Origin of the sequence: Pantoea sp. Mb-10 (genome assembly GCF_021272205.1) — a bacterium.
In the GTDB taxonomy this organism is placed as follows: domain Bacteria; phylum Pseudomonadota; class Gammaproteobacteria; order Enterobacterales; family Enterobacteriaceae; genus Pantoea.
Genome location: NZ_JAJSDX010000010.1, coordinates 102602 through 122152, shown reverse-complemented (window position 1 = coordinate 122152; position 19551 = coordinate 102602). Strand labels below are relative to the sequence as shown.

The window sequence follows — 19551 nt, the reverse complement described above, 5'->3', positions numbered from 1 at the left end:
GTTAGGCCTGCCGCCAGCGTTCAATCTGAGCCATGATCAAACTCTTCAATTTAAAGTTTGATTTGCTTAAACACGTTAAGCGGTGCTCTGTGAATTAAAACGTCGTAATGAATTACGTGTTCACTCAACAAAGACTTGATATTTTTTTAGAGCCCGGAGGCTTTGATATCAATCCTGCGAGTGCCCACACAGATTGTCTGATAAATTGTTAAAGAGCAGTGCCGCGATTTCTCTAGCGGCGCGGGATGCGTATATTACGCTTTCCGCATTTTCAGTCAAGCATTTATTTTTGCTTTTCTGATGGTTGCCGTTAAGACAACCGCTGAACACATCGCTTCGTAAACCGTTGTTCCGTGTCAGTGGAGGCGCAGTATAGGGATTTCTTTTGGGCTGACAAGTGCTAATTGCAAATTAAAATTCGAGTGCTGTTTTTTTCAACTAAACACCCCTAAATCGCCAGTTTTTCCAGCAGCGGAAAGCCATAGCGCTGTAAAACGGGTGATAACTGAACAGCCTCTTCATCCATCTGCGTACAAAACGCCACGTTGCCCGCATCAGAAACAGCGTCAGGCGCTTCATGCTCCAGCAGCCAAACGGTTCGACGCGCAATGGCGGCACCTGAATCCACCAGTCGCGTGCCCTCCGGCATCACGCACTGCAGTTCGTCACGCAGCAGCGGAAAGTGGGTGCAACCTAGCACCACAGTATCCGGAGGCTCTTTCATACGCAGCCACGGCTGAACCGTGCGACGCACATCGTCAAGCGATATAGATGCGCCGTGAAGCTTTGCCTCGGCCAATTCGACCAGCTCGGCTGAACCCAGCATCTCGATAGTGCATTCACGGGCAAACTGTTTCACCAGCTCATGGGTATACGGGCGTTTAACCGTGCCGCGCGTGGCCAGCAATCCTACTACGCCATTCCGCGTAAGACGCGCGGCAGGTTTAATGGCGGGAACCACCCCCACCACGGGAAACGCAAAACGCGCCCGCAGCGCGGGAAGCGAAACTGTACTGGCTGAGTTGCAGGCGATGATCACCAGCGCCAAAGGAAAACGATGAGTAATTGCCGTTACGACAGCCACAACACGCTCAACAATGTACGCTTCGGTTTTTTCCCCGTAAGGAAAGCCTTCATTATCGAAGGCATAAAGGTAGTGGAGATCCGGCAACAACTGCCGGACTTCATCGTAGACGGAGAGCCCACCCACGCCAGAGTCAAAAACCAGCACGGTGGGACGCAGATCAGAAGCTGTAGCTGGCGCTGAGGGTGTATTCACGTCCAGGGGTTCGATAGCCATAAACCGTCTCGTAGTCCTTATCCAACAGATTGGCGATTTTACCACGAACTGTAAGATGAGACGTGACAGGATACGCAGCAGAGACATCCACCAAACTGTAACTCGGCATTGGCCGCTGAACATTGGCGTACTGATTACTGTTGTTATTCACGCTTTTACCAAAATACTGCCACGCGAGATCAATATCGATATCTCGCCATGTCCAATCGAGCTGATACTTATATTGCTGTCGTGAACGGTGCGCCAACAGTTCGTTGTCCTGATCCCGACGCGGATCGAGATACTGGAGCGTAACGCGGTGCGTAAAGATACCGGTATCGACACTTCCACTCCATTCAATCCCTTTGATGGTCGCTGATTGCACGTTGTAGTACGTGCCAACAAAATTTTCATCCGCCTGATAATCAATCAGGTTGTTGATCTTGTTTTGATAAAGATAGAGGTGCCAATCAACCGGACCGCTCGTGCCCTCTATTCCGGTCTCAATCTGGTGCGATTTTTCGGCCTGCAAATGGGGATTCGCTGCTACGGCTAATCGGCTCTGTCCGTACATTTGTCCCAGCGTGGGCGCCTCAAACGCCGTGCCATAAGAGAGAACAACGCGGTAATTCGGGACAAATTCCCAGCCAGCGGCTGCCTGCCAGGTACCATTCCAACCAAACTGATTGTTCTCATCGCCGCGCAGCGCGCCTTCCAGCGTTAACGTATTGAAACGCTGCTGCGTGGTCAGAAAATAGCCAGTATTGATCCGGGTATATCTGTCGGCGCTATAACGGTCGCTGGACGTCAGTTTTTGCTGTAGCCAATCAATCCCCGCACTCACACTGCCGTTACCCAGCGCGACGCGGTTTCCCCACTGCAGATTACGTTGATTCATATCATCCAGCGAGGTGCCATCGTGATAGAGACCCAGCGTACTGGCGTAGTTGTAATCTTTGTAACGCTGCTCACTGTAAGTCAGCTCGGAAGAGTAAATGGCTTCACTGAATCGCACTCCACCTTCATACGTGTGGTTATAAACCTGCCGCTTATCACCGCCGTCCTGATAGCCCGCGTCATAAGACGTATTGTTACCGTAACCATAACCGCGGAAAAACGCGGAAAGGTTAGGGTTGAATGTATGATTGATGCCCGCCCAAAAGGTTTTACTGCGAAATCCATCGCGATCGCGATCAACCGAGTAGGTTGACTGCGGCTGGATGTTATAACCCTGCGTGCCCTGAAAAGCCCCCGCAACGGTAACAAGCGTCTCGTCACCGATTTTCTGCCGCAGCGCGCCATCGTATTCCTGATAGCGATTGGAACCCAGGCTCGCACCGATTTTTCCGCCTGGCTGGTCGTTCTCAGTGATAATGTTAACCACGCCGCCAATGGCGTCGGCGCCGTACACGGCAGATCGCGGGCCGCGAATTACGTCAATACGCTGTATTAGTGCAAGCGGAATCTGGCTGAAGTCTGCAATGCCGGTAATGCCCGATTTCGCCAACGGGATGCCATCAATCAACACCAGCGTGTGGCGCGCTTCCGCACCGCGGATAGAGACAGAGCTGGCCTGACCCAGCCCACCGTTTTGTGCGATATCGACGCCGGGCAAGCGGCGCATCACATCCAGCAGGCTTTTCGCCTGCCAGCGGTCGATATCCTCGCGTGTGACCACAGCGTTCGGCGCCAGCACCGATGAAACCGGCTGCTGAAAACGGTTCGCCGTCACAATTTGCGTGTCGTCATCTTGTTGCGCGTAAGCCAATGGCGCCCAGAGCGAAAGCGCCGTTGCACTAAAGGCACACAGCGAGAACGTATTTTTTTTCATTGTTATAGCATCCAAAAGCTCAAGCAGGATGCCGCAGACCTACGATCGATAGCACGCGATGACCGTATGAATTGCGACGAGACACCGGCAGGTCTTCGGGCTGAGAACCATAAGTGATGACGACTTCCTATCAATAAGACAGTGTCTGCGAATGCACGCATCACGACATTCTTTACCGCTGCGCGTCAGCTCCAGAATCGCACTGGATTCCCTTTTCACTCAGAGAGGCCGGCGGGCGCAGTCTACGGTCAAGCACGCCTGGAATCCAGACTTGCCACGCGCAGGGCTGGACATCAGCAGGTGAATCCCTACAATCGCCCGGCATGCAGGCTTATTTTCAGGATTAACGATGACACCCGAACAACTCCCCATTGAACAATACGACGCGCAGCTGGCAGAAAAACGCCAGCGTTTACACGCGATGATGCTGCCCTATGCTGCGCCTGAGGTGGAGGTGTTTCGGTCGCCGGTGAGTCACTATCGTATGCGCGCTGAATTTCGCATTTGGCACGACGGCGACGATCTGTATCACATCATCTTTGATCAGCAGACCAAGCAGCGCATTCGCGTGGATCAATTTCCTGCCGCCAGCCGCTTGATCAACCAACTGATGCCCAAACTGATCGCAGCGATCCGCGATAATCCTGCGCTGCGCTTTAAACTGTTCCAGATTGATTATCTCTCCACCTTGAGCGAGCAGGTGGTGATTTCGCTGCTCTACCATCGCAAGCTGGAAGCAGACTGGACCCTTGCCGCTTCCGCGCTGCGCGACAGCCTGCGCGCGGAAGGGTTTGACGTCCAGCTGATTGGGCGCGCGACCAAAACCAAAATCTGCCTCGATCGCGATTACGTGGATGAGTGCCTGCCCGTGGCCGGCAAAGCCATGACCTATCGCCAGGTGGAAAACAGTTTTACCCAGCCGAATGCCGCGATGAATATTCAGATGCTGGAGTGGGCGCTGGATGTCACGCAGAACGCACGCGGAGACCTGCTGGAGCTTTACTGCGGCAATGGCAACTTCTCGCTGGCGCTGGCGCGTAATTTCCGCCGCGTATTAGCCACTGAAATCGCGAAACCGTCAGTAGCCTCGGCGCAATACAACATTGCCGTAAACCAGATTGATAACGTGCAAATTATTCGCATGGCGGCAGAAGAGTTTACACAGGCCATGAACGGCGTGCGCCGCTTCAACCGCCTGGAGGGCATCGACCTCAGCAGCTATCACTGTGAGACCATTTTTGTTGACCCACCGCGCAGCGGGTTGGATCCCGATACGGTGAAAATGGTGCAGGCGTATCCGCAGATTCTGTATATCTCCTGCAATCCGCAAACGCTTTGCGACAACCTCGCCACGCTCAGCGAAACGCACACGGTTTCACGCCTGGCGCTGTTTGATCAATTCCCGTACACCCATCATATGGAGTGCGGCGTGCTGCTGACGCGCAAAGCGGGATAAAAAAACGGGAACCCTGCGGTTCCCGTTTCTACATCATGGTTTGTTTTTGTTGCGGCGGAAACGCGTGGCAATCCAGAACACCAGCGCCACCATCAAAATGGTGGGGATAAAATTGGAGCCAATATCCGGGTACTCAGCACGCACCAGCGCGCTATACACCAGAATACCCAGCAGGAAAAACGCGGCTGCCAGCGAAGGCATACCATCCGGCATATTGCGGTTGAGATAGCGCTGATGCAGGCTCCAGACCGCCAAACCCAAGGCGATCAGGGGGAAAATGGAAAACGGAACAAACGCGCTGAACAGCACCGAAAAGGAGCCGTTGATGGCTAAACCGGTGATAAAAGCCAGTAGTAATGTTCCTTTATCGCGAGGGTTTTGCTCAATCATGTCATTATCCTTGTCATCTTACTCTTCGGTTTTTTCAAGGGTTACCGCCAAACGCTCCTGCTCACGGCGATACCAGTAATAAGCGCCTTTTGCGATCATCCTGAGTTGTAACACCAGACGATCTTCCAGCTTGCGGCGCTGTTCGCTATCCACATCCAGCGCTTCTGCGCCCGCGCTGAAGACAATCGTGACCATGGCTTCAGCCTGCGCTTCGGTAAAGCTGCGCGGCATGCGATTTTCCAGCTCAAGGTAGTCCGCCAGCTCGGCGATAAAATGCTGAATTTCGCGCGCAACCGCCGCGCGAAACGCCGCTGACGTGCCCGAACGTTCCCGCAGTAACAGGCGAAACGCGTTAGGGTTATTGCCGATGAATTCCATAAACGTGGCAACCGAGGTTTTGATGATGCTGCCGCCTTTGGCGATACGCTGTCGCGCCTGGCGCATCAGTTGACGCAGCATCAGACCGCTTTCGTCTACCATGGTTAAACCCAGCTCATCCACATCGCGAAAATGGCGATAAAACGATGTCGGCGCAATCCCCGCTTCGCGCGCCACTTCACGCAAACTGAGGCTAGCAAAACTCCTTTCTGCACTTAACTGACTGAAAGCTGCTTCAATCAGCGAACGTCTTGTACGTTCTTTTTGTTGCGCTCTGACGCCCATTTTCCCGGCCTTGTGAGTAAGCAGGCAGGCACTATAACAAACTTTTCAGCGTACAGTGGCGCAAACTTTGTGACCGGCTATAAACCTCACGCTTTGTCAATTTCAGGCAATTTTTGCTGTTAGAATTCAGAAGTGCGCGGCGAGATGTTAGAATCTCGTTGTAAAAATGTATAGAAACATAGGACGTACTGGTATGCAAAAGTCTTACGATTACGATGCCATTGTGATTGGCTCTGGCCCGGGCGGCGAAGGTGCAGCAATGGGCCTGGTAAAGCAGGGAGCGCACATTGCAGTGATCGAACGCTACCATAACATCGGCGGCGGTTGTACTCACTGGGGCACCATCCCTTCCAAAGCCTTGCGTCACGCTGTCAGCCGTATTATCGAATTCAACCAAAATCCTCTCTATAGCGATCACACCCGACTTCTCCGCTCCTCGTTCGCCGACATTCTCAATCACACGGAGAGCGTGATTAGCCAACAAACGGCTATGCGTCAGGGTTTCTATGAGCGCAACCGCTGCGAGCTTTTTCAAGGTGATGCGCACTTCGTTGACGCTAACACCATTGAAGTGGAGCAGCCCGATGGCACCCGCGAGCGGTTAACCGCGGAGAAGTTTGTTATCGCCTGCGGCTCGCGGCCGTATCATCCGGCGGACGTGGATTTTACCCATCCGCGCATTTACGATTCCGACTCGATCCTCAATCTGCACCATGAACCCGGCCACGTGATTATCTACGGTGCAGGGGTGATTGGCTGTGAATATGCGTCTATCTTCCGCGGTCTTAACGTCAAAGTTGATTTAATCAACACCCGCGATCGCCTGCTGGCCTTCCTCGATCAGGAGATGTCCGACTCGCTTTCCTACCACTTCTGGAACAGCGGCGTGGTGATTCGCCATAACGAAGAGTTTGAGAAAATTGAAGGCGTCAGTGACGGCGTGATCATGCACCTCAAATCAGGCAAAAAAGTAAAAGCCGATTGCCTGCTCTACGCCAACGGACGCACCGGTAATACCGATTCGCTGTCATTGGAAAACGTGGGTCTTGAAGCCGATGGTCGCGGCCTGCTGAAAGTGAACAGCATGTACCAGACCGCGCAGCCGCATATTTATGCGGTGGGGGATGTGATTGGTTATCCCAGCCTGGCGTCAGCCGCATACGATCAGGGCCGCATTGCCGCACAAGCCATCATTAAAGGCGAAGCGACTGCACATCTGATTGAAGACATTCCAACGGGGATCTACACCATCCCGGAGATCAGCTCCGTCGGCAAAACCGAACAGCAGCTCACCGCAATGAAAGTGCCGTATGAAGTGGGTCGGGCGCAGTTTAAACATCTGGCGCGTGCGCAGATTGTTGGCATGCACGTGGGCAGTTTGAAAATCCTGTTCCACCGTGAAACCAAGGAGATTTTGGGGATCCACTGCTTTGGCGAACGTGCCGCAGAGATTATTCACATCGGCCAGGCCATCATGGAGCAGAAAAACGGCGGTAACACGATTGAGTACTTCGTGAATACCACCTTTAACTACCCCACTATGGCCGAAGCCTATCGCGTTGCGGCGCTAAACGGCTTAAACCGCCTGTTTTAACGCGTTGTCCAGATAACCCTGCATGTGGGTTTTAATTGCTTCTGCCAGCTGCTCATAGCGGCTGCGCAGGGGCGATCCTGGGCGATAAACCAGCGCGATAGTGCGCTGCGGCACCGGCTTATAGCATGGCAGGTAGCAGACACCATCACGCACACGCTGATTCGGCACTGCCAGCGAAGGCAGCAGCGTAATACCGCTTCCCGCCGCAACCATATTACGCAGCGTTTCAAGACTGGTGGCACGAAAATGTGTGTCTTCATCCGCGCCCGCTTCAAAGCAGAATCCCATCGCCTGATCGCGCAGACAGTGGCCGTCTTCCAGCATCAACAGCTTCTCACCGGCCAGATCGGACATAGGAACGCGATCGCGATCGCGCCACGGATGATCTTCATACACCGCCAGCTTCATTGGCTCGTCAAACAGCGGCACCTCAATAAAAGCTTCGCTCTCTTTCACCAGCGCCAGAATGGCGCAGTCCAGCTTGCCGCTGTCGAGTTGTGACAGCAGCTGTTGCGTCTGCGCTTCATGCAGGTACATTTCCAGCTTGGGGAACGTCTGATGCAGCATGGGAATAATGTGCGGCAGCAAGTACGGGCCCGTGGTGGGAATCAAACCAATGTGCAGCGGCCCGGACATCGCCTCGCCCTGCTGGCTCGCCATTTCCTTCAGCACTTTGACTTCCCGGAGCACCGTGCGCGCCTGATCCACCAGCAGCAGTCCAGCCTGGGTAAACAACACTTTGCGGCTGGTACGCTCCAGCAACATTACACCGAGTTCATCTTCCAGCTTACGAATCTGTCCACTTAACGTCGGTTGGCTGACATGACAGGCGTCAGCGGCACGTCGAAAATGACGATGCTCCGCAAGCGAAACCAGATACTCCAGATCACGAATGTTCATTGATATCCTCCAGACCACGATAGCCCGTGGCGATAGATAGAATAGCAATGAACGATTAGCCCTATCAAGCCACCTGCAGGAATAATACCGCCCATAAGTGAAGGAGCAGTAGACATCGGCTCAACCCCATCACCGTTTTGGCACCGGACGTGCCGAAACTTGATGATGTACCCATAACAAGATGTCATTCCGAAACTAGAGGTTCGCGGGCCCCCGTCAAGGTGCCCGCTTTTTTTTGCTTAGCCTAAGCGCTTTTTGGCTTCGGCAAGGGCGAAGGCCACCTGCTGTGGCGCGACACCACCTTGCGCGTTGCGCTTATCCAGGCACGATTGCAGAGAGAGAATGGGATACACATCGTCTTCAATGACGGCGCTGAACTGCTTGAGCTGCGCCAGACTAAGGGCTTCCAGTGCTACACCCTGCTGAATAGCGGCAACAACCGTCTCACCTACAATATGGTGCGCTTCGCGGAACGGTACGCCCTTGGCAACCAGGTAATCCGCCAGCTCGGTTGAGTTTGCGTAGCCTTGCTCCGCCGCTTCCTGACAGCGCGGACGTTTCACCTGTAATCCATCCAGCACCAGCACCGACATATGCAGGCAGTCCAGCCAGGTATCGAGCGCGTCAAACAGCCCTTCTTTGTCTTCCTGCATATCTTTGTTGTAGGCTAGCGGCAGCCCTTTCAAGGTCATCATCATGCCGGTCAACGCGCCCTGCACGCGCCCGCATTTGCCGCGAATCAGCTCCAGCGCATCCGGGTTTTTCTTCTGCGGCATCAGCGACGAGCCAGAGGTGACTTTGTCGGACAGCTCGATAAAGCCCGCTTCTCCGGTGTTAAAGAAGATCATATCTTCCGCGAAGCGCGACAGGTGCACCATGCCGATGGACGCATCCGACAGCAGCTCCAGCACGTGGTCGCGGTCAGAAACCGTGTCCAGACTGTTGCGCGTGGCGGATGCAAAGCCCAGCCAGCCGGCCAACTGCTGACGATCGATCTCGTACGCGGTACCCGCCAGTGCACCGCAGCCCAGCGGGCTGACGTCCAGACGCTTGAGGGTATCCTGCAGGCGACTCTCGTCGCGTGCCAGCATCTCCACATAGGCCAGACACCAGTGGGCGAAGGTCACCGGCTGCGCGCGCTGCAGGTGCGTATAGCCCGGCATCACCGCATCCTGATTCGCCTCAGCGCTGACTACTAGCGCGGATTGCAGCTGGCGAGTGGCCTCCAACAGCAGGCTCACCTGCTCTTTGCACCACAGTTTTAGATCGGTGGCGACCTGGTCATTACGGCTGCGGCCGGTGTGCAGTTTTTTGCCCAACGCGCCTACCTTTTCAATCAACTTGCCTTCTACCCAGCTGTGGATATCTTCCGCATCGCTTTGCAGAATCTGCTCCGGGTTGGCGCGCACCTCGGCCAGCAGCGCATGCAGCGCGGCTTCCAGCTGCTGCTGCTCGTCGCTGCTCAGTACGTTCACTGTCACCAGCGCTTTTGACCACGCCACTGAACCAATGATGTCCTGTTCCGCCAGGCGGTAATCAAAGCGCAGAGAATCGTTAAACTGTTTGAACCGTTGGTCTGCTGCCTGTGAAAAACGTCCACCCCAAAGTGCCATCTGCGTTACTCCTGAATCCGTTAAACAAAGGGCGGCCTCAGCCGCCCTTGCACATGTATTATCAATCGCGCGGTTATTTTTTCTGCTCGTTCAGCGCACGAATGCGTGAAGAGAGCGAGAACAGGCGAATGAAGCCGCCCGCGTGGCGATGGTCGTAAACCTCGTCTTCGCCGAAGGTGGCGAACTCTTCAGAGTAGAGGCTGTTGGCGGAGGTCTTCTGGATCGCCGTGGCCTGGCCTTTGTACAACTGCAGCACCACTTCACCGTTGACCTGCTCTGCCAGCGACTCAGCGGCAGCCTGAATGGACAGACGCAGCGGAGCGAACCAGCGGCCATCGTAAACCACGTAAGACATTTCATGGCCCAGCTGTTCACGCCACTTGAAGCTATCGCGGTCCAGGACCAGCTGTTCAACCGCACGCAGCGCGTTGACCATAATGGTGCCGCCGGGGGTTTCGTAGCAGCCGCGTGATTTAATGCCCACCAGGCGGTTTTCCACAATATCGATACGGCCCACGCCGTGTTTAGCACCCAGCGCGTTGAGTTTTTCCAGACACTGGAACGGGCTCATCGCTTCGCCGTTCACGGCGACAACGCGGCCTTTTTCCACGGTCACGGTGACGTTTTCTGGCTGGTCAGGCGCTTCCAGCGGGTCAACGGTCCAGACCCAGCAATCTTTGTTTGGCGCATTGGCTGGGCTCTCCAGCACGCCGCCTTCGGTAGAGATGTGCCAGGCGTTCTCATCGCGGCTGTAGATTTTCTCCAGCGACGCGGTGGTAGGAATGTTGCGTTCTTTCAGGTAATCCAGCAGCGCTTCACGTGAGCGCAGGTTCCATTCACGCCAAGGTGCCACCACTTTGAGCTGTGGCGCCAGGGCGGTGTAGGTGGTTTCGAAACGCACCTGGTCGTTGCCTTTACCGGTCGCACCGTGGCACAGCGCATCCGCACCCACTTTCAGCGCCAGCTCAACCTGCGCTTTGGCGATAATGGGGCGCGCCATAGAGGTGCCCAGCAGGTAAGTGCCTTCATAGAGCGCACCGGTTTGCAGCACCGGATACACGTAGTCACTGATGAAGGCTTCACGCAGATCCACCACGTGGCATTCGGATGCGCCTGACTGCAGGGCTTTTTTCTCAACGCCTTCCAGATCGGCCGGATCCTGACCAATGTTGGCCACAAACGCCACGACTTCGCAGCCGCCGTAGTTCTCTTTCAGCCATGGAATGATGGCGGAAGTATCAAGACCGCCCGAATAGGCCAGAACGATTTTTTTGATGTTTTGCGTGCTCATTTCTTAAATCCTTGATTAAGCGAGAATCCGGGTGCCAATCGACACACCGTTGAAAAGGGTTGGCAGCTGTTCTGCATGGCGCCAACTGGCGATATCCACCGGGCGACCCAGCGTGCGTGCGGCGTCGAGTGCCGCATTCACTTTCACAATCATCCCGTCGGTAATAATGCCCTGCGCAATGAGCTGCTCGGCTTTCGCCGCCGTCATCTCTTCAATGCGCTGACCTTTGCCATCAAGAATACCGCTGACATCAGACAGCAGCACCAGATCGGCACCGAGGGTAGCGGCCAGCGCGGTGGCGGCCTGGTCGGCGTTGACGTTCATCAACGCGCCGTCGTCGGTAATACCAATGGAACTGACCACCGGCATATAGCCTGCACTCAGTAACGTGTTGAGCAGCGCCGGGTTCCCCGGCGTGGCATTCCCGACGTGGCCCAGCTCTTCGTCAAACTGCGCCACATTCACTAAACCGGCATCGCCAAGGCACAGGCCCACTGCGTTGATGCCATATTTCTTTGCCCATGCCAGCAGCGTTTTGTTGGCCGTACCGGCCAGCGCACCGGTAATAATGTCGATCTGGTCGGCAGGGGTGACGCGCAGGCCGTTTTTCTTCATCACCGGCAGGGCCAGTTTCTTCATCAACTCATCCACCAGGCAGCCGCCGCCGTGGACAATGATCAGCGGGCGCTGATGCGCATTGCGATAACTCAGTAAGGCATCAAACAAACGTGCCAGCGCTTCTTCGCTATCCAGCAGCACACCGCCCAGCTTAATGATCAAAGGATTCATGGCGTATTCCGTCGGTTAAATCAGTGACAGCGTTTCGGGGAAGCCGAAACGGATGTTTAAACATTGCACCGCCTGCGAGGAGGCGCCTTTCAGCAGATTGTCTTCCGCTGCGACCACAATCAGGTGCTCGCCCTGCATGGCAAAGCCCAGGTCACAAAACGGCAGACCCACCACGCCTTTTAACGCAGGCAGATCCTTGTCGTAGAGGCGAACCAGCGGTTTATCGTGGTAGGCCTGATGGAAGGCATCGGCCACTTGCTGCTGGGTGACGCCCGCGTTAAGGCGACAGGTTACGGTCGCCAGAATGCCGCGCGGGAAATTGCCCAGGTGCGGCGTGAAAATCACCGGCGCGCCGAGGTGCGCGACGATTTCCGGATGATGGCGGTGGTTGAACACGCCGTAGGCATGCAGGCTCACTTCGCAGAAGCTGGTTTTCACGCTGGCTTTGCGCCCTGCGCCGCTCACGCCGCTGGTGGCGTTGATCACCGGCCACTGCGCATCATTAAGCAGTCCGGCCTTGAGCAGGGGTTTCAGCGCTAATTGCGCAGCGGTGGGATAACAGCCCGGCACGGCCACCAGCTGCGCATCTTTGATCTGCGCGTGGTTCCACTCGGCCAGACCGTACACCGCTTTATCCAGCCACGCCGCATGCTGATGGCTAAAGCCGTAATACTCGGTATAGAACGCCTCATCCTTCACGCGAAACGCACCTGACAGGTCGAAGACCACGCAGCCCGCTTTCAGAAACGCGGGCGCCAGGTCGTGGCTGACTTCGTGCGCCGTGGCGAGAAACACCACATCGACCTTGCCTGCCCACTCGTCGGCGCTGCTCAGCGGCTGCAGGGGCAAATCCACGATACCTTTGAGCTGCGGATGCAAATCCGACAGCAGCTTTCCGGCATCCGGGCTTTGCGCTGAAACCGCCAAAGCGGTTATGTTCATATGCGGATGGCGATTCAGGTAAGTGGCAAGCTCTACGCCAGCGTAACCACTGGCACCAACGATCAGCGTATTCAACATCAGCCTGTATACCTTATTACAGTCACTCGTTCCGGGTCGCGGCCTTGCCCCGTTACCCATGATGCCGTTTGCCGTGGTTTTCCAGTTCACAAGCAGACGACGTTAATGTATTTTTATTCACTATTAATGCATGAATATTGATACATCCTAACCCAAGGGCCGTCAACAGTGAAGACAAAATTACCACCTTTTATCGAACTCTACCGCCAGCTGATTGCCACCCCGTCAATCAGCGCCACCGACAGCGCACTCGATCAGAGCAATGAAACTTTAATCAATTTACTGGCAGGCTGGTTCCGTGATATCGGCTTCAGCGTTGAGGTGCAGCCGGTACCCGGTACGCGCCACAAATTCAATATGCTGGCTCGCTGCGGTACTGGCGCTGGCGGCCTACTGCTGGCGGGCCATACCGACACCGTGCCGTTTGACGATGGCCGCTGGACGCGCGATCCCTTCACGCTCACCGAACACGACAACAAACTTTATGGCTTGGGCACGGCGGACATGAAAGGCTTTTTTGCTTTCATTCTCGATGCCCTGCGTGACGTGGATGTGACACAGCTCAGCAAGCCGCTGTACGTGCTCGCCACCGCCGACGAAGAGACGACGATGGCGGGCGCGAAGTACTTCTCTGAATCCACCGCGCTGCGTCCTGATTGCGCCATCATCGGTGAGCCGACCTCGCTTAAGCCCGTGCGAGCGCATAAAGGCCACTTGTCTCAAGCGATCCGCATTCAAGGCCAGTCCGGCCACTCCAGCGATCCGGCGCGCGGCGTCAATGCCATCGAGCTGATGCATGAGTCGATTACGCAGCTGATGGAACTGCGTAACACGCTAAAAACGCGCTACAACCACGACGGCTTTGCCATTCCTTATCCCACCATGAATTTTGGTCATATTCACGGTGGCGATGCCGCAAACCGGATCTGCGCCTGCTGTGAGCTGCATATGGATATCCGTCCGCTGCCCGGTTTAACCCTGAGCGAACTGGATGGCCTGCTGAATGAGGCGCTGGCACCGGTGAGCGCGCGCTGGCCCGGCAGGCTAACGGTGGGCGAGCTGCACCCGCCAATCCCCGGCTACGAGTGTCCCGCCAATCATGAGTTGGTTCAGGTGGTGGAAAAACTCTTGGGCGTGCCTACCGAAGTCGTGAATTACTGCACGGAAGCACCGTTTATTCAGCAACTGTGCCCTACGCTGGTATTAGGGCCAGGATCGATCAACCAGGCGCACCAGCCGGATGAATTTATCGATACCGCATTCATTAAGCCTACGCATGCGCTTATTACCCAGCTTGTGCAGCATTTTTGCCACGGATAACTAAACATTGGGGCAATTCACTGTGTAAACGGTAAATTGCCCGGTCAATGTGCGGCATTGCATAATAAGATTAACTTATCTCGCTCCCCTGCCGTGAAATTCTATAAATATCTGGTAGTTATACATTAACTTTCACTTATTTAAGTCAATTGACGAACTGGCCGAACCGTGGCTAGATAAAAGACGATGTTATGCCTCTCAGGCGTAGGCGTATTTACAAGACGATAAGGGTGTCAGGGTCACATGAACGAACAATATTCCGCTATGCGAAGTAATGTCAGTATGCTCGGCAAACTGCTCGGGGATACGATTAAGGATGCGCTGGGAGAGAACATCCTCGACCGGGTGGAAACCATCCGTAAACTCTCCAAGTCATCCCGCGCAGGCAATGACACTCATCGTAAGGAACTGCTGAACACGCTGCAAAACCTCTCTAACGACGAGCTTTTACCCGTCGCACGCGCATTTAGCCAGTTCCTGAATCTCACCAACGTCGCGGAGCAGTACCAGACCATTTCACGCAGCGGCGACGGCGCCAACCACCCTGAATTATTGAAGAAAACTTTTGCGCGTTTGCAGCAGCAAAAAGCGATCAGCGAAAGCGCGATTCGCGCGGCGATTGAAGATCTGTCGCTGGAGCTGGTGCTGACCGCACACCCAACGGAAATCACGCGCCGCACGCTGATTCATATGCTGGGCGAGGTGAACAGCTGCCTGCAACAGCTCGACCATACCGACATTAGCGAGTATGAGCGCAATCAGGTGATGCGTCGTCTGCGCCAGCTGGTCGCCCAGGCGTGGCACACCGATGAAATTCGTAAATATCGCCCAACGCCGGTTGATGAAGCCAAATGGGGCTTCGCGGTGGTGGAAAACAGCCTGTGGCAAGGCGTACCGGCATTTCTGCGTGAGCTTAATGAACAGGTGGAAGAGACCTTTGGCATCACGCTGCCGGTGGATTTTGTACCGGTGACGTTCACGTCGTGGATGGGCGGCGATCGCGACGGCAACCCCAACGTCACGGCCCCCATTACGCGCCACGTGATGCAGCTAAGCCGCTGGAAGGCCGCCGACCTGTTCCTGCGCGACATTGGCGTGCTGATCTCTGAGCTCTCTATGGCGGAGTGCAACGACGAGGTGCGGGTGCTGTGCGGCGACGCCGAGGCGCTAGAGCCGTACCGCATGATCTTAAAAGGTCTGCGCCATCAGCTGATGACGACGCAAACTTATCTTGAGCGCCGCTTGAAAGGCGAGCGCCTGCCGAAACCGGACGACCTGCTGGTCTCCAACGATCAGCTGTGGGAGCCGTTGTACGCCATCTACCAATCCTTACAGCAGTGCGGCATGGGCATTATCGCCAACGGCCAGCTGTTGGATACGCTGCGCCGCGTGAAGTGCTTCGGCGTGCCGCTGGTGCGTATTGATATTCGCCAGGAGAGCACGCGCCATACCGAAGCCATTGCGGAAGTCACGCGCTATTTAGGCTTGGGCGACTATGAAAGCTGGTCCGAAGCCGATAAGCAGGCGTTCCTGATCCGTGAACTCAACTCCAAGCGCCCTTTGCTGCCGCATCAGTGGCAACCCAGCGACAATACCCGTGAAGTGCTGGAGACCTGTAAAGTGGCGGCGGAAGCGCCGCAGGGCTCAATCGCAGCCTATGTCATCTCCATGGCAAAAACGCCGTCTGACGTGCTGGCCGTGCATTTGCTGTTAAAAGAAGCCGGTATCCCTTACGCCATGCCGGTAGCCCCGCTGTTTGAAACGCTGGATGACCTCAACAATGCCAATGATGTGATGCGCCAGCTGCTGAACATCGACTGGTATCGCGGATTCATCAACGGCAAGCAGATGGTGATGATTGGCTATTCCGACTCGGCGAAAGATGCCGGCGTGATGGCCGCCAGCTGGGCGCAGTATCAAGCCCAGGATGCCCTGATTAAAACCTGTGAGCAGGCCGGTATTACCCTCACGCTGTTCCACGGGCGCGGCGGTTCGATTGGGCGCGGCGGTGCACCTGCGCATGCGGCGCTGCTGTCACAGCCGCCGGGCAGCCTGAAAGGCGGCCTGCGCGTCACCGAGCAGGGCGAAATGATCCGCTTCAAATACGGTCTGCCGGAGATCACCATCGCCAGCCTGTCGCTTTACACCGGCGCGATTCTGGAAGCCAACCTGATGCCGCCGCCGGAGCCCAAGCGCGAATGGCAGGCCATCATGAACGGTCTGTCGGCGCACTCGTGTGCGATGTACCGGGGCTACGTGCGCGAAAATCCTGACTTTGTGCCTTACTTCCGCTCGGCAACGCCAGAGCAAGAGCTGGGCAAACTGCCGCTGGGCTCGCGTCCGGCTAAACGTCGTCCAACCGGCGGCGTTGAGTCGCTGCGCGCCATTCCGTGGATTTTCGCCTGGACGCAAAACCGCCTGATGCTGCCCGCCTGGCTCGGCGCAGGGGCAGCGCTGCAAAAAGCCATGGATGAGGGCCAGCGCGATCAGCTGGAGACGATGTGTCGCGAATGGCCGTTCTTTGCGACCCGCCTGGGCATGCTGGAGATGGTGTTCTCGAAAGCCGATCTGTGGCTGGCGGAATATTACGATCAGCGCCTGGTGGATAAATCCCTGTGGCCGCTGGGCAAACAGCTGCGTGACCAGCTGGACGCCGACATTAAAGCGGTGTTGACCATTGCCAATGATGCGCACCTGATGGCGGATCAGCCGTGGATTGCGGAATCTATCGCGCTGCGCAACGTCTATACCGATCCGCTGAATGTGCTGCAGGCGGAGCTGCTGCACCGTGCGCGCGAACAGGAAGCACGCGGTGATGAAGCCGATCCGCGCGTGGAGCAAGCCCTGATGGTCACCATTGCGGGCGTGGCCGCCGGCATGCGCAACACCGGTTAAGCTCCCGCGTTTGCCATTAAAAAGGGGCCCTTAGGCCCCTTTTTTTATGCGTCCGCGGCCTGCGTGGCGGGCAAACTACAGCAGCTGGGCGAGACGATTGATATCCGATTGAATGGCACCGGCGGTGACGTCACGGCCGGCGCCCGGCCCGCGAATCACCAGCGGATTGTCGCGATACCAGCGGCTTTCAATCGCGAACACGTTATCGCACGGCAGCAGCGCCGCCAGCGGATGCTCCGGGCGCACCGCCTCTACGCCCACGCGCGCTTTACCGTTGGCATCGAAGCGCGCCACGTAGCGCAGCACCAGGCCCATCTCTTGTGCGGCTTCCAGACGCTGTAGCATCTGATCGTTAAGCGTATCGGCGTTTTCAAAGAAGTGGTCAATCGATTCCTCTTTACACGCCGCGGGCACCAGCGACTCCACGCGCACCTGATCCGGCTCGATGTCGTAACCCGCCTCGCGCGCCAGAATCACCAGCTTGCGCATCACATCCTGCCCCGACAGATCCACGCGCGGATCGGGCTCCGTTAAGCCTTGCTGCCACGCCTGATCCACCAGCTCGCTGAACGGCACCGTGCCGTCAAACTGCAGGAACAGCCAGGAGAGCGTGCCGGAGAAGATCCCGCTGATAGCAAGAATGCTGTCGCCGCTCTCGCGTAAATCGCGCACCGTGTGGTTAACCGGTAAACCTGCCCCCACCGTTGCGTTGTAGAGCCAGTGGCGACCGGTTTTGGCGAAGGCATCACGTACCTGCCGCCAGCTTTTACTGTTGGACGCGCCGGCCACTTTGTTGGCGCTGATGACGTGAAAGCCGTGGCTGGCAAAATCGAGATACTGCTGCGCCAGTGGCTCGCTGGCGGTGACATCCAGCACCACTAAATCATCAAACGGATGGGCGCGCATCCACAGGAACAGCGACTCTTCATCACGCTCCACGGCTTCATCATCAAAGAACGCCAGCGCCCGGCTAGCGTCGAGTCCCGTTTCGCTTAACAGGCTGCGCCGGCTATCGACCACGCCAGCCAGCACAAACTCAAAGCCGGTACGCGCGGAAAGCGTCTCTTGCTCACGGGCAAACAGCTCCAGCCAGCGCGAGCCAATATTGCCTTTACCAAACAGCATTAAACCAATGCGCTTCTCGGCGCGAAACAGCGACTGGTGCAATCCCTGAATCAGATGTTGCGTCGGCCCGACGCGCAGCACGGCAACAATGCTGATGTGATCTTCAGACTGCCAGACAAATTCAACCGGCTGATCGTTAATTTGCTGCCAAAAACGGTGACTGTGCAGCGGGTTACGCGTGACGCCTGCACCGACCAGCGCCACCAGCGCGAGCCCTTCGCGCAGTTGCAAATGGCCAGGAATGGCGGCGTCCTGCAGCAGCGTGAAGGCGCTGTCCACCACCTCGGAGGTATAGCAGAGCTGCAGCAGACGGCGATCGGGATGAATCCCCATGGCCAGCGGGCGCAGCTGAGCACGCTTCAGCAGGAGATCGATCTCTTTCTGCTGGGTTTTAAAATCGTGATTGTCGGGGATCTGAATCTCCACCAGGCAAACATCATCATGGCTGGTGACAATACGTGCGCCGGTACCCGAAGCCAGTACGCGCTCAATACGCGTTGAGCCCTGCTCCGGCTGGTAGCTACAGCGCAGCTGCAAATCGATATCGCTATTGGACACCGGCTGTAAGGTGCGCGTATGCAGCACCGGTGCGGCGAGACGCGCCAGCTCGCTGGCTTCATCCAGACGCAGCAGCGGCAGCAGACAGGCATCAGATACTTTGCGCGGATCGGCGCTGTAAACCCCGGCGACGTCACTCCAGATCGTCACGCGCCCCACGCCCGCCAGGGCGCCTATCTGCGTAGCCGAGTAGTCAGAACCGTTGCGGCCAAGCAGCACGGTTTCGCCTGCGTCATTGCGGCTGATAAAGCCGGTCACTACCAGACGCCGATGCGGATGCTGCGCCAGCAGCGCCTGCAACAGCGGCCAGGATTTGCCTTCGTCAACCTGCGGCTGGGCCGCGCGTTCCGCGCGTAAAAAGTCACGCGCGTCCAGCCATGCGGCATCCAGATCGCGCTGCGCCAGCACCGCCGCCATCAGACGTGCGGACCAAATTTCCCCGTGCCCGACCACCTCAGCATATATCGCGTCGGTGAGGGTGCCGTCCAGCAGCGCCGCCAGACGTTCCAGATCGCGGATAAACGCGGTGGTGAGGGTTTCAGCCAGCTCAGCAGGCAGCAGCGCAGCAATCAGCTCGCTGTGATAACGTCGTAAAGCCTGTTGCACCTGGTGGGCGGAGAGCCGGTCGCTCTGGCTCAGCTTGAGCCAGCTAATCAGCTGATTCGTGGTGCTGCCCGCCGCAGACACCACCATCAAATCACCCGGCTGGCTGTAATCCGCCATAATGCTGGCGACGCGCTGGTAACAGCGTGCGTCCGCCAGACTACTGCCACCAAATTTGTGCAACTGCTTGATCGGCGTTCCCGCGCCTGCTGAAATCGTCATGG

14 protein-coding genes and 1 riboswitch are annotated in these 19551 nt (G+C 56.5%); of the genes, 4 read left to right on the top strand and 10 right to left on the bottom strand.

From position 1 onward, the window contains the following. Nucleotides 1-448 precede the first annotated feature (448 nt). Entirely contained in the window at nt 449-1300 is an 852-nt protein-coding gene (gene murI / locus LU196_RS18630) for a glutamate racemase (RefSeq protein ID WP_232761304.1), read from the bottom strand. Then, on the bottom strand, nt 1245-3110 hold the full coding sequence (gene btuB, locus LU196_RS18625) for a TonB-dependent vitamin B12 receptor BtuB (protein WP_232761305.1): 1866 nt from the start codon (nt 3108-3110) through the stop codon (nt 1245-1247). The genes murI and btuB overlap by 56 nt, the downstream gene beginning before the upstream one ends. Before the next feature lie 68 nt (nt 3111-3178). Continuing rightward, a riboswitch (cobalamin riboswitch) is annotated at nt 3179-3358 on the bottom strand. A 101-nt stretch (nt 3359-3459) separates the two neighbouring features. Here btuB and trmA point away from each other — a divergent pair. Further along, entirely contained in the window at nt 3460-4566 is a 1107-nt protein-coding gene (trmA, locus tag LU196_RS18620) for a tRNA (uridine(54)-C5)-methyltransferase TrmA (protein WP_232761306.1), read from the top strand. Between the two features lie 33 nt (nt 4567-4599). Here trmA and LU196_RS18615 read toward each other — a convergent pair whose 3' ends face one another. Together LU196_RS18615 and fabR are read right to left on the bottom strand one after the other, a co-directional pair. Continuing rightward, nucleotides 4600-4956 carry a YijD family membrane protein gene (locus tag LU196_RS18615; RefSeq protein WP_232761307.1) on the bottom strand — a complete coding sequence of 119 codons (357 nt, stop codon included), beginning with the start codon at nt 4954-4956 and terminating at the stop codon, nt 4600-4602. Nucleotides 4957-4974: 18 nt separating this feature from the next. Beyond that, complete coding sequence (gene fabR, locus LU196_RS18610; RefSeq protein ID WP_232761308.1) at nt 4975-5619, bottom strand: HTH-type transcriptional repressor FabR; 645 nt, start codon at nt 5617-5619, stop codon at nt 4975-4977. A gap of 193 nt (nt 5620-5812) precedes the next feature. Between fabR and sthA the strand changes: the two genes are divergently transcribed. Beyond that, entirely contained in the window at nt 5813-7213 is a 1401-nt protein-coding gene (sthA, locus tag LU196_RS18605; RefSeq protein WP_232761309.1) for a Si-specific NAD(P)(+) transhydrogenase, read from the top strand. Here sthA and oxyR read toward each other — a convergent pair. The 5 genes from oxyR to argC form a co-directional block, all read right to left on the bottom strand. Then, entirely contained in the window at nt 7196-8113 is a 918-nt protein-coding gene (oxyR, locus tag LU196_RS18600; RefSeq protein ID WP_232761310.1) for a DNA-binding transcriptional regulator OxyR, read from the bottom strand. The two genes, sthA and oxyR, sit on opposite strands and share 18 nt — an antisense overlap. A gap of 239 nt (nt 8114-8352) precedes the next feature. Continuing rightward, the gene (argH, locus tag LU196_RS18595) at nt 8353-9726 is read right to left on the bottom strand and encodes an argininosuccinate lyase (protein ID WP_232761311.1); all 1374 of its coding nucleotides are present in this window, start codon (nt 9724-9726) and stop codon (nt 8353-8355) included. Between the two features lie 73 nt (nt 9727-9799). After that, nucleotides 9800-11017 (bottom strand): argininosuccinate synthase, encoded by a 1218-nt coding sequence (locus LU196_RS18590; RefSeq protein WP_232761312.1) that lies wholly within the window; start codon nt 11015-11017, stop codon nt 9800-9802. Between the two features lie 15 nt (nt 11018-11032). Then, on the bottom strand, nt 11033-11806 hold the full coding sequence (argB, locus tag LU196_RS18585) for an acetylglutamate kinase (RefSeq protein WP_232761313.1): 774 nt from the start codon (nt 11804-11806) through the stop codon (nt 11033-11035). A gap of 15 nt (nt 11807-11821) precedes the next feature. Further along, nucleotides 11822-12826 carry an N-acetyl-gamma-glutamyl-phosphate reductase gene (gene argC, locus LU196_RS18580; RefSeq protein WP_232761314.1) on the bottom strand — a complete coding sequence of 335 codons (1005 nt, stop codon included), beginning with the start codon at nt 12824-12826 and terminating at the stop codon, nt 11822-11824. Between the two features lie 168 nt (nt 12827-12994). Between argC and argE the strand changes: the two genes are divergently transcribed. Both argE and ppc read left to right on the top strand, forming a co-directional pair. Further along, entirely contained in the window at nt 12995-14146 is a 1152-nt protein-coding gene (gene argE, locus LU196_RS18575) for an acetylornithine deacetylase (RefSeq protein WP_232761315.1), read from the top strand. A 243-nt stretch (nt 14147-14389) separates the two neighbouring features. After that, nucleotides 14390-17041, top strand: a complete 2652-nt coding sequence (gene ppc, locus LU196_RS18570) for a phosphoenolpyruvate carboxylase (protein ID WP_232761316.1) — start codon at nt 14390-14392, stop codon at nt 17039-17041. A gap of 75 nt (nt 17042-17116) precedes the next feature. On the opposite strand, the gene LU196_RS18565 is transcribed toward ppc, so the two are convergent. Then, entirely contained in the window at nt 17117-19549 is a 2433-nt protein-coding gene (locus LU196_RS18565) for a bifunctional aspartate kinase/homoserine dehydrogenase II (RefSeq protein ID WP_232761317.1), read from the bottom strand. Between the last annotated feature and the right edge of the window lie 2 nt (nt 19550-19551).

Bases quoted from the DNA above. Each gene is read 5' to 3' on its own strand.
- oxyR (WP_232761310.1), bottom strand. From the start codon at position 8,113: ATGAACATTCGTGATCTGGAGTATCTGGTTTCGCTTGCGGAGCATCGT.
- argB (WP_232761313.1), bottom strand. From the start codon at position 11,806: ATGAATCCTTTGATCATTAAGCTGGGCGGTGTGCTGCTGGATAGCGAA.
- trmA (WP_232761306.1), top strand. From the start codon at position 3,460: ATGACACCCGAACAACTCCCCATTGAACAATACGACGCGCAGCTGGCA.
- btuB (WP_232761305.1), bottom strand. From the start codon at position 3,110: ATGAAAAAAAATACGTTCTCGCTGTGTGCCTTTAGTGCAACGGCGCTT.
- fabR (WP_232761308.1), bottom strand. From the start codon at position 5,619: ATGGGCGTCAGAGCGCAACAAAAAGAACGTACAAGACGTTCGCTGATT.
- LU196_RS18565 (WP_232761317.1), bottom strand. From the start codon at position 19,549: ATGACGATTTCAGCAGGCGCGGGAACGCCGATCAAGCAGTTGCACAAA.
- LU196_RS18615 (WP_232761307.1), bottom strand. From the start codon at position 4,956: ATGATTGAGCAAAACCCTCGCGATAAAGGAACATTACTACTGGCTTTT.
- argH (WP_232761311.1), bottom strand. From the start codon at position 9,726: ATGGCACTTTGGGGTGGACGTTTTTCACAGGCAGCAGACCAACGGTTC.
- LU196_RS18590 (WP_232761312.1), bottom strand. From the start codon at position 11,017: ATGAGCACGCAAAACATCAAAAAAATCGTTCTGGCCTATTCGGGCGGT.
- sthA (WP_232761309.1), top strand. From the start codon at position 5,813: ATGCAAAAGTCTTACGATTACGATGCCATTGTGATTGGCTCTGGCCCG.
- ppc (WP_232761316.1), top strand. From the start codon at position 14,390: ATGAACGAACAATATTCCGCTATGCGAAGTAATGTCAGTATGCTCGGC.
- argC (WP_232761314.1), bottom strand. From the start codon at position 12,826: ATGTTGAATACGCTGATCGTTGGTGCCAGTGGTTACGCTGGCGTAGAG.
- murI (WP_232761304.1), bottom strand. From the start codon at position 1,300: ATGGCTATCGAACCCCTGGACGTGAATACACCCTCAGCGCCAGCTACA.